General features: G+C 68.8%; 5 protein-coding genes and 1 pseudogene. 5 read left to right on the plus strand and 1 reads right to left on the minus strand.

Features of this window, described 5'->3' with window-relative positions; all coding sequences use genetic code 11:
- Positions 1-1,254: DEAD/DEAH box helicase (locus tag AC6EI8_RS23045; RefSeq protein ID WP_498382978.1), on the minus strand; the 1,254-nt coding region annotated here is incomplete at its 3' end.
- A gap of 469 nt (positions 1,255-1,723) precedes the next feature.
- Here AC6EI8_RS23045 and miaB point away from each other — a divergent pair.
- The 5 genes and pseudogenes from miaB to AC6EI8_RS23070 all read left to right on the plus strand — a co-directional run.
- A complete protein-coding gene (gene miaB / locus AC6EI8_RS23050) occupies positions 1,724-3,040 on the plus strand; it encodes a tRNA (N6-isopentenyl adenosine(37)-C2)-methylthiotransferase MiaB (protein WP_262484850.1) in 1,317 nt (438 codons plus the stop codon).
- A gap of 133 nt (positions 3,041-3,173) precedes the next feature.
- Positions 3,174-4,169, plus strand: a complete 996-nt coding sequence (locus AC6EI8_RS23055) for a PhoH family protein (RefSeq protein ID WP_149316799.1) — start codon at positions 3,174-3,176, stop codon at positions 4,167-4,169.
- A gap of 1 nt (position 4,170) precedes the next feature.
- Entirely contained in the window at positions 4,171-4,920 is a 750-nt protein-coding gene (ybeY, locus tag AC6EI8_RS23060; RefSeq protein ID WP_150083312.1) for an rRNA maturation RNase YbeY, read from the plus strand.
- 271 nt (positions 4,921-5,191) lie between these two features.
- Positions 5,192-6,064 carry a CorC family transporter gene (locus AC6EI8_RS23065; protein ID WP_149316797.1) on the plus strand — a complete coding sequence of 291 codons (873 nt, stop codon included), beginning with the start codon at positions 5,192-5,194 and terminating at the stop codon, positions 6,062-6,064.
- Positions 6,061-6,432: pseudogene (locus AC6EI8_RS23070) on the plus strand (apolipoprotein N-acyltransferase); the annotation flags it as partial. The gene AC6EI8_RS23065 and the pseudogene AC6EI8_RS23070, both read left to right, overlap by 4 nt.

Genomic DNA, 6,432 nt, shown 5'->3' on the forward strand with positions numbered 1-6,432 from the left:
ACCATTGCCCCCGCCATTGCCCCCGCCATTCCCCTGCGGACGTCCCCGTCCTCCACCGCCATTCTGGCCGCGCGCCTGGCGGCCCTTCTGGATCGGCTCGGGGGCGATGGTCGGATCCGGTTCGAAGCCCGGCAGCACGATCTGCTCGAGCTGGCGCTTGATCAGGCGCTCGATGTCGCGCAGCAGGCCATGCTCGTCGACGCAGACCAGCGACACCGCCTCGCCCTCGGCGCCGGCACGGCCGGTACGGCCGATCCGGTGCACATAGTCTTCCGGCACGTTGGGCAGGTCGAAGTTGACCACATGGGGCAGCTGGTCGATATCGATGCCGCGCGCGGCGATGTCGGTCGCCACCAGCAGCCGCAGCGTGCCGGCCTTGAACTCGGACAGCGCGCGCGTGCGCGCCGACTGGCTCTTGTTGCCGTGGATCGCCAGCGCCGACAGGCCTTCCTTGCTCAGTTGCTCGGCCAGCCGGTTGGCGCCGTGCTTGGTGCGGGTGAAGACCAGCACCTGATGCCAGTCGTTCTCGCGCACCAGGTGCGCCAGCAGTTCGCGCTTGCGCTCGCGATCGACCGCGTAGACGCGCTGCGCCACGGTCTCGGCCGTGGTGTTGCGGCGCGCGACCTCGATCGAGGCCGGATTGTCGAGCAGGCGGTCGGCCAGCGCGCGGATCTCGTCGGAGAACGTCGCGGAGAACAGCAGGTTCTGCCGCTTGGGCGGCAGCACGTTCAGGATCTTGCGGATGTCATGGATGAAGCCCATGTCCAGCATGCGGTCGGCCTCGTCCAGCACCAGCATCTCGACATGCGACAGATCGATGGTGCGCTGGCCCACGTGGTCCAGCAGACGACCCGGCGTGGCCACCACGATATCGACGCCGCGCTTGAGCTGCTCGATCTGCGGATGGATGCCGACGCCGCCGAACATCACCATCGAACGCAGGCGCAGGTACTTGCCGTAGTTGCGCACGCTCTCTTCGACCTGCGCGGCCAGTTCGCGCGTCGGCGTCAGCACCAGCGCGCGGATGCGGGGCCGCTCGCCGCGCGCGGGCGGCTCGGCCCGCGACAGCAGCTGCAGCATCGGCAGGGTGAAACCGGCGGTCTTGCCGGTACCGGTCTGGGCGCCGGCGAGCAGGTCGCCGCCCTTCAGGATCGCGGGAATGGCTTGTGCCTGGATCGGCGTGGGCGTGGTATAGCCCTGCTCCGCCACGGCGCGTACAAGCTTGTCAGACAAGCCTAGTTCGGAAAAAGACATGGAATTCGTTTCGGCCGCCCCTTGCGCACGGATGCGCCAATCGTCGGGGCCGGCATGGATAGTGGCGACTGGCCGGCTGCCGCCGTCACCGCCTGCTTGGGCGGGGCGAAGGGCGCCGGGGAAGCGGAACGACTGCCTCCGCTTCCAGGTTCGGAAGGCCCGTAGTGTATCAGCCCCGGCGCATTCGCACCGGACGCCCCATGTGCCGAGCGGGTAGAATAGCGGGCTGTCCCGCCTGCCCCGTCCCCGCCTGCCTGTCCGCCTGTCCACCCGCCTGGCGCCGGCCCCCGCGGCGGGCCGCGCGGCAGGCCATGTAACGCCCCCTGAAGCATCCGATGCCCCCAGGTCAACCACTGAGATCGGCACCATGAATCCACGTCCCCAAGACACCCAGGCCGCCCCGGCCCAGCCCGCCGCCGCCCCTGCCGCGCCCACGAAAAAGGTCTTCGTCAAGACCTATGGCTGCCAGATGAACGAGTACGACTCCGACAAGATGGTCGACGTACTGCACGCCAGCCAGGGCCTGGAAAAGACCGACAACCCCGAAGACGCCGACGTGATCCTGTTCAACACCTGCTCGGTACGCGAGAAGGCGCAGGAAAAGGTGTTCTCCGAACTGGGACGGATGAAGGCGCTGAAGGCCGCCAAACCCGACCTGGTGATCGGCGTCGGCGGCTGCGTGGCCAGCCAGGAAGGCGCGGCCATCGTCTCGCGCGCGCCGTATGTCGACGTCGTGTTCGGCCCGCAGACGCTGCACCGGCTGCCCGAGATGATCGCGCGCCGCCGCCAGAGCGGCCATTCGCAGGTCGATATCTCCTTCCCCGAGATCGAGAAGTTCGACCATCTGCCGCCCGCGCGCGTCGAAGGCCCGAGCGCCTTCGTGTCGATCATGGAAGGCTGCTCGAAGTACTGCAGCTACTGCGTGGTGCCCTATACCCGCGGCGAGGAAGTGTCGCGCCCCTTCGACGACGTGCTGGCCGAGATCGCGGGCCTGGCCGACCAGGGCGTGCGCGAGGTCACGCTGCTGGGGCAGAACGTCAACGCCTACCGCGGCCGCATGGGCGACACCAGCGAGATCGCCGACTTCGCGCTGCTGATCGAATATGTGGCCGAGATCCCGGGCATCGAGCGGATCCGCTACACCACCAGCCACCCGAAGGAATTCACCGCGCGGCTGATCGACGTCTATGCACGCGTGCCCAAGCTGGTCGACCACCTGCACCTGCCGGTGCAGCACGCCTCGGACCGCATCCTGATGGCGATGAAGCGCGGCTACAGCGTGCTCGAATACAAGAGCATCATCCGCAAGCTGCGCGCGATCCGGCCGACCATGTCGATGTCGTCGGACTTCATCGTCGGTTTCCCCGGCGAGACCGATGCCGATTTCGACAAGCTGATGGCGATGGTCGAGGAGATCGGCTACGACACCTCGTTCTCGTTCATCTTCAGCCCGCGGCCCGGCACGCCCGCTGCCAACCTGCACGACGACACGCCGCACGAGGTCAAGCTGCGCCGCCTGCAACGGCTGCAGGCGACCATCGAGGAAAACGTGCAGCGCATCAGCCGCGGCATGGTCGGCACGGTGCAGCGCATCCTGGTCGAGGGCCCGGCGCGCAAGGACCCGACCGAGCTGCACGGCCGCACCGAGAACAACCGCGTGGTCAACTTTGCGCTGCCCGGCGTGCCGCAGGCCAGCCGCGACCGGCTGATCGGGCAGATGGTCGAGGTGACCATCACCGAGGCCTTCCCGCATTCGCTGCGCGGCGAGATCGTGGTGCGCCAGTAGTGCAAGGAGTGCCAGGAGTGCCGGTAGTGGGACGATCGAAGGCACGATCGCCGGGCCGCGAGTCCGCCGAGGACCGCGGCCGGCACGTGGCCATCGCACGCCCAACGACGAACAAGAACGGAGCGCTCTCCCGATGAAAATTCCTTCCGCTGAATTCGTGGCGCCCAAGGACGACAACGCCCGCCTGCAGAACCTGTGCGGGCCGCTGGACGAAAACCTGCGCCAGGTCGAACAGGCGCTGGACGTCACGATCCAGCGGCGCGGCCACAAGATGACGGTGCGCGGCGCCAATGCCAACGAGGCCGCCGCCGCGCTGGAGCGCTTCTACAACCAGGCCCGCACCCCGCTGTCGATCGACGACGTGCAGCTGGGCCTGATCGAGACGCGTCAGTACGCGGCGCATGTCGCGGGCCCGCCGGGGGCGGAGAACGACGCCGGCGGCGACGCCGACGACGAATCGCCGGTGCTGCATACCCGCCGTACCGGCCTGGTCGGCCGCACCGCCGCGCAGCGCGACTACCTGCGCAATATCGTCTCGCACGACCTGACCATGGGCATCGGCCCGGCCGGCACCGGCAAGACCTATCTGGCGGTAGCCTGCGCGGTCGATGCGCTCGAGCGCGACGCGGTCAAGCGCATCGTGCTGACCCGGCCCGCGGTCGAGGCCGGCGAGCGGCTGGGCTTTCTGCCCGGCGACCTGGCGCAGAAGGTCGATCCGTACCTGCGCCCGCTGTACGACGCGCTGTACGACCTGCTCGGCTTCGACCGCACGCAGAAGATGTTCGAGCGCCAGATGATCGAGATCGCGCCGCTCGCCTATATGCGCGGCCGCACGCTGAACCACGCCTTCATCATCCTGGACGAGGCGCAGAACACCACGCCGGAGCAGATGAAGATGTTCCTGACGCGGATCGGCTTCGGCTCCAAGGCGGTGATCACCGGCGACACCACGCAGATCGACCTGCCGCGCGGCCAGAAGAGCGGCCTGATCGAAGCGCAGCACGTGCTGCGCGACGTGCGCGGTGTCGCCGCGACGCGCTTTACCAGCATCGACGTGGTGCGCCATCCGCTGGTGGCACGCATCGTCGAGGCCTACGACGAATACCACGCCCAGCACAAGGACACCTGATTTGACCAGCAAGAACCCAGCGCCCAGCCTGATCCTGTTCGACGGCGAAGGCCGGGCCCGCAAGAGCGCCGCGCACGCGCTGCGCGTGCAGCTGCCCGACGGCCGCAGCCTGACCGTCGACCTGTCGCAAGCCGCCGACGGCGTGGTGTCGCTGCTGGCCGAGCACAGCGACCCGCGCCAGCGCGCGGGCCTGCTCGCCCGCCCCGACAGCCACGATGCGCTGGCGGTGGCGGTCACCGCCACGCCGCAGCTGACCACCACCGGCACGCCGGCCACGCCGCCCGAACTGACGCTGGACGTGCAGTACGGCGACGGCATCCGCGGCCGTCGCGGCCTGCCGCCGCGCGCGCGCGTGCAGACCTGGCTGCGCTCGGCGCTGTTCGCCGATGCCCAGCTGACCGTGCGCTTCGTCGACGAGGACGAGGGCCGCGCGCTGAACCGGGGCTTCCGCGGCAAGGACTACGCGACCAATGTGCTGACCTTTGCCTATGCCGAGCACGACGACGATCCGGTCAGCGCCGACATCGTGCTGTGCTGCCCCGTGGTCGAGCGCGAGGCGCGCGAACAGGGCAAGCCGCTCGAGGCCCACTACGCGCATCTGCTGGTGCACGGCGCGCTGCACGCCCAGGGCTACGAGCACGAGGACGACGCCGAGGCCGAGGAGATGGAGGCCATCGAGACCGAGACGCTGCTGGCGCTGGGCTTTGCCGACCCGTACCGCGACGACCGCGGCCCGCGCCTGGGGCACTGAGTCCCGGGGCCGGACCGGGCCCGGCCCGGCCCGATATTCGGCCCGAGATCCGGCCTGAGGTCCGGGCCGAAATTCGGACCGAGCCCGCCTACCGAAACCTTGCGCCCGCGCCCCGCACGGGGCCGGCGCGATCCCTCCGGCGCGGCGCCGCCCGTGCGACCCCGGCGCCGCATCGGACCGGCGGTGGCGCCAACCCCCGGCCGCCCCCGGTCTGAACCGAAAAACAATTGGTGTATGCTTGCTCCGGTATCCACCACGCGCAACTTGCGCCATGAACGACCCTTACCCTAGTTCGAAACCAGTCGACCGGCCCCGGTCCCTGCTCGAACGACTGAGCGATCTGATTTCTCCCGAGCCCGAATCGCGGGCAGAATTGCTCGAAGTCCTCCAGGACGCCCACGCCCGCAATCTGATCGACGCCGAGTCGCTCTCGATGATCGAAGGCGTGTTCCAGGTCTCGGAATTGACCGCGCGCGACATCATGGTGCCGCGCGCCCAGATGGACGCGGTCAATATCGCCGATGCGCCGGAAGCCTTCATCCCCTTCATGCAGGAGACCGCGCACTCGCGCTTTCCGGTCTACGAAGGCAGCCGCGACAACATCATCGGCATCCTGCTCGCCAAGGACCTGCTGCGCTACTACACCGACAGCGACTTCGACCTGCGCGAGATGCTGCGGCCGGCGGTCTTCATCCCCGAGTCCAAGCGCCTGAACATCCTGCTGCGCGAATTCCGCAACAACCGCAATCACATCGCGATCGTGGTCGACGAGTACGGCGGTGTCGCCGGGCTGGTCACCATCGAGGACGTGCTGGAACAGATCGTCGGCGACATCGAGGACGAATTCGATCTCGACGAAGATGACGACAATATCGTGCCGCTGCCCGACGGCAGCTGGCGCGTGCACGGGCTGACCGAGATCGAGCAGTTCAACGAGGCCTTCGGCACCCAGTTCCCCGACGACGACGTCGATACGGTCGGCGGCCTGCTGACCAACCATGTCGGCCACGTGCCGCACCGCGGGGAAATCATCACGCTGCCGCCGCTGCGCTTCGAGGTGCTGCGCGCCGATGCGCGCCAGCTGCACCTGCTGCTGGTCCGGCGTGAAGCGCCCGCGCTCACCGACGCCGTGGCCAACGCATGAAGCGGCTGGCGCAGGGCTGGAACGGCGCCGCCGCTGCCGAACTCGAAACACCGCTGAGCGACACCCACCGCCGCGCGCGCTGGGGCCATCTATTGCTGGCCGGCGTGCTCGGCGTCGCCCATACCCAGGCCTTCGCGCCGCGGGACTGGTGGTGGCTGCAGCTGCTGGCGCTGGCGGGACTGGCCGCGCTGCTGTTCGACACCCGCCGCGCGCGCGATGCCGCCGCGCTTGGCTACGCCTTCGGGCTGGGCTGGTTCCTGTCCGGCATCTGGTGGCTCTATATCAGCATGCACGTCTACGGCGAGATGCCGGCCTGGATGGCCGCGCTCGCGGTGCTGCTGTTCTCGGCCTACCTCGCGCTCTACCCC

It is taken from the genome of Cupriavidus sp. R6-3, assembly GCF_059772245.1.